We start from the raw sequence: 4,386 nt of genomic DNA, 5'->3' as shown, positions 1-4,386 counted from the left end.
CATATCACACCCCAATTCGATGGATGAACAACTAAAAGAACTGATTGCAGAGGCTTGCAAATATCCTCATCAAAGTCTGGAACGACAAAAAGCGCTGAATCGGCTATTAATTCAAATTCAACATCTCCCTGGATTAGCCAAGTCTTCTCACCCCGACTATTTTCACGCTTTGAATCGAACTTGGGAATGGTTGAGTAAAAATATTCAATCCTTCAAGCCACGTCCCCCCTCATTTCAAGAAAGCTTGGTAAAGTGGATTAATGGTTATCTTTATTGGCGAATTCAAGATTTGTATGCACTAGATAAGCATACTCCATACAGTTTTGATGGATTAGTTGCGCCAGGGGAATCCGGACTAACCTACTTAGAACAATTATCTCAAACAGGTTTTAGCCCTCCTAATTTAACTGGGATTGATGAATATATTGAACAATTGCAACGCCAGGAAAAACAACGTATTGGTCTAGAACTAGAACAATACATTGAGGAAGATCCAGACAAACGACTGCAAAACTGCCATCCTAGAGAATCTTCTCACTGCAATTGCCAATTACTCAGCCAAAGACTGAGCTTGAGAGACCCTCCTGAGCGATTGGCGACTGTAGCTAGAGAGTTAGGCATGAACTATCAAGTTCTCGTCGCCCACTGGAAACGAAAATGTTTGCCACTTCTACAAGAAATTGCCCTAAGCTTGGGATATGAGCCGGATCAAGAGCCATGACTAACACAAAAATTCCTCTATTAACGATTCCCCTTGGCACAGAAGCGCATCGCTTCGCTCGACAATTTGCGGCTCAACAAGCCACACCTCAGAAAGGGAAACGGGTTTATTTCAATACGCTGGCTGTTTATGCCGTTCATTGTTATCTGAGATGGCTAGAAATTGAGACAAATCTTAATGAAAGTGACAGTTGGCATCCAGGCAAAGGCGCTATATTAAATGTTGCAGATTTGGCTTTACCGGGCATTGGGAAGTTAGAATGCCGCCCGGTTCTGCCAGGGGAAAGTTCTGTTGAGTTACCCCCGGAGGTAACGGAAAATCGGATTGGTTATGTAGGCGTACAGTTTGACGAAAGCCTTACAGAAGTGCAGCTTTTAGGATTTGCTCCTGCTGCCGATACCGTTAATCCACCAGAGGAACTTCAGATTGCCGACTTTCAACCCCTTGATGTTCTAATTGACTACATCCATCAACTGAAAGATGTGCAAAAAGCGATCGCCTTAAAAGGTGCAGAGAAACCTCGCCCTCTTTTAATCAACTTGAGCCGTTGGCTTGAGAATCTCTTTGAGGGAGGGTGGCAGAGTCAGAATGCCTTTTTAGACACAGCTAATTTAGCTTGGAATTTAAGATATAGGATGGATTGGAATGTTAGAAGTGCGATTCAATTGGGAGGAGGGAAATTAGAGGAACCAACAACATTTGTGGCAGGAATCAAGTTAGTTGACTTGGGTGTACAATTAGCGGGTTTACCTGTTGCCTTAGTGGTTACTTTCATGCCCGAAGTAAAGTACAATACTATCCTACAGGTGCATTCGATGGGTAGTGAAATCCTCCCAGAAGATATTCGACTAACGGTTTTCGATGAATCAGGAACAACATTTTTGGAAGCAAAAGCCAGACGTGCTGATAATTTTATCCAGTTAATGTTTAAGGGAAATCCTGGAGAACGATTCAGTGTCCAGATTGCTTTAGATGTTGCCAGCATTACAGAAGATTTTGTGATTTAATTGATGAAGGAACTAATCCAAAATTTAAAATTGGCAAGGTCATGGGTAAGTTCGTTGTCTTCAAATTTCTGGATGGTAGTTTCGAGCGGGGTTTTCCAGTCACGGTGCAAATTGGAGAGGATGGCAAACCTCCTTTGCAGGAAAGCCGTGGCAAACTGCCGCCAGCACCAGAAATTGCCGAACATTACCGTCGCTGGCAAGACATTTATTTTAATCTGGGGTTCTCTTTAGGATTACCATTCCGATTAGAAGCTCCAGCCGCACAAGTAACGAACTATTCTATTCATGACTGTGACAATGCCGCTCAAATTCTGCGTCATAGCTTAAATACCTGGCTCCGTTCTGAATCGTTTCTCTCCATTCGGGAGAGAGTACTCATCAACTTAAGACAAGACGATGATGTTCGGGTATTTGTTCAAGCTCAAGATGTTCAACTGCAACGACTGCCTTGGCATTTATGTGATTTATTTGAGTACTTCCCCAAGGTAGAAATTGCGCTCAGTCCTTCAGAGTCTACCGCCGAAAAATCAGCATCATCTCGTAGAGCTAAGGTTAAAATATTAGCGCTTTTCGGCAGTAGTAAAGGAATTGATACGACAGAAGATGAGGCTTTACTGAGGCAGTTACCTAATGCTGAACTAACCTTCCTTAGAAATCCGCAACGCCAACAGCTCAACGATCATCTATGGGAGCAAAATTGGTCTATCCTCTTTTTTGCCGGACACAGTTCTAGCCAAGACAATAGTGAAGGTCGGTTCTATATCAATGATACCGAATATTTAACCATTAATGATTTAAGATATGCCCTAAAAAGAGCACTGGCAAATGGCTTGAAGCTAGCAATTTTTAATTCCTGTGATGGATTAGGTTTAGCGCAAGCTTTAGCTGATTTGCAAATTCCGCAAGTGATTGTGATGCGAGAACCCGTACCGGATCGAGTCGCCCAAGAGTTTTTGAAGTATTTTTTACAAGCGTTTGCTCAAGGACAATTGTTCCATTTAGCCGTGCGGAATGCCAGAGAACGATTGCAAGGGTTAGAGGGACAGTTTCCTTGTGCAACTTGGTTGCCTATCATTTGCCAGAATCCTGATGAAAAATCGCTAACCTGGAAAGAGTTATACCGCAAACCTATATTAGGCAAAGTACTTATTTTAAGTGTGGCGATAACAGCATTGTTAGTTACAACCGGATGGTTGATAACAAGTCGCAAACCAAACCGGATTAGTTCAGGAGAGCAAATTTTAGTCGAGTCAGTCACCAATGCCGATAAGAACGCTGGCTCAAGAGCATTGGCGTCTGGAGATTTTGAGGAAGCTATTAACAAATTTGAAACGTCGCTGCAAGAAAATCGTAATGACCCAGAAACATTAATTTACCTGAATAATGCCAAAATTGGTAAAGCTAAGGCTTTTAAAATTGCTGTAAGTGTCCCGATTGGGAGTAACTTAAATGTGGCACAAGAGATGCTGCGGGGAGTGGCACAGGCTCAAGATGAGGTGAATCGCACGGGTGGCATTGAGGGGACGCTCTTGAAAGTGGCGATCGCTAATGATGATAATGAGCCGACGATTGCTCAACAACTGGCGGCTAAGTTTGTTAAAGATAGTACTATTTTAGCCATGATTGGACATAATGCCAGTGATACCTCTGTCGCGGCTGCCCAGGTTTATCAAAATAAATTGGTAATGATATCGCCAACGAGCTTTGCTAAGAGTCTATCGGAAATTGGCAGCGATCATACTCACGGTAATTATATATTTCGCACGGTTCCTAGCATTGGTTTTGTTGCCGATACGCTCTCTGACTACACCGTAAAAACAGCTCGTAAAACCAAGATTGTGATGTGTTCTGATTTTGGAGCGGTAGACAATCAATCCTTTAGACATGAATTCACCTTTGCGCTCCATTCGGATGGTGGCACTTTTATCAATATACCCTGTGATCTTTCAGCTCCTGATTTCAATCCGAATGCGTTGGTGGCACAAGCAATTAACGCTGGAGCGGATAGCTTGCTACTCGCTCCCCATGTAGACAAAATTCACAAAGCTGTAGAGGTGGCACAAGCCAATCAGGGACGATTGGCACTGTTTGGTTCTCCGACGCTGTACACCTCTCAAACCATAGAGTCAGGAAAAGCTGATGTAAATGGCTTGGTAATAGCCGTGCCGTGGTATCCCGCCGCGATTCCAAATCATCCCTTTCCTAATAATGCCGTTAAACTTTGGGGGGGTTCAGTGAATTGGCGAACGGCAATGTCTTATGATGCCACCCAAGCGATTATCACAGGTTTAAGGCAGAGCGATCGCACTCGTGAAGGGTTGCAACAAGTCTTGTCTAGTTCTTGGTTCTCAGTGAATGGCGCAACCGGAAAAGTAGAATTTTTACCATCGGGCGATCGCGTTGGTCAAGGAATTTTAGTTAAAATTCAACCCGGAAGTCAACCCAGAACGTATAATTTTGTACCCTTGATATCAAATCCGGTTAATTAGCCATACTAGACGATCAACAAAAATCCTGTAGAGACGTTATATCCCTCTTCTGTCACTTTCCGAAATGAGCTAGTAGTTAATCAGTGAAATCATCCAGAAGCATAACAAGGTTTAAATTGATTCATTGCAGCCATTAAATGATTGAATCCCAGCAATAAATAACGATTAG

At 42.9% G+C, this 4,386-nt stretch carries 3 protein-coding genes; all 3 read left to right on the top strand.

Translation table 11 applies throughout. The features are described from left to right. A partial coding sequence (locus tag IQ257_RS28840; protein ID WP_228061137.1) for a hypothetical protein occupies positions 1-721 on the top strand: 721 nt, incomplete at its 5' end. Next, positions 718-1,728 carry a DUF1822 family protein gene (locus IQ257_RS28835; RefSeq protein WP_193882297.1) on the top strand — a complete coding sequence of 337 codons (1,011 nt, stop codon included), beginning with the start codon at positions 718-720 and terminating at the stop codon, positions 1,726-1,728. The genes IQ257_RS28840 and IQ257_RS28835, both read left to right, overlap by 4 nt. 41 nt (positions 1,729-1,769) lie before the next feature. Next, positions 1,770-4,217: an ABC transporter substrate-binding protein gene (locus tag IQ257_RS30510; RefSeq protein ID WP_228061136.1), complete on the top strand. Its 2,448-nt coding sequence runs from the start codon at positions 1,770-1,772 to the stop codon at positions 4,215-4,217. The last annotated feature ends 169 nt before the right edge of the window (positions 4,218-4,386 follow it).

This window comes from Coleofasciculus sp. LEGE 07092 (assembly GCF_015207375.1).
Taxonomy (GTDB): Bacteria; Cyanobacteriota; Cyanobacteriia; order Cyanobacteriales; family Coleofasciculaceae; genus LEGE-07092.
This window is presented reverse-complemented; position numbering and strand designations above follow the sequence as displayed.

Coding starts and splice junctions, on each gene's coding strand:
- IQ257_RS28835 (WP_193882297.1), top strand. CDS start 718: ATGACTAACACAAAAATTCCTCTATTAACGATTCCCCTTGGCACAGAA.
- IQ257_RS30510 (WP_228061136.1), top strand. CDS start 1,770: ATGGGTAAGTTCGTTGTCTTCAAATTTCTGGATGGTAGTTTCGAGCGG.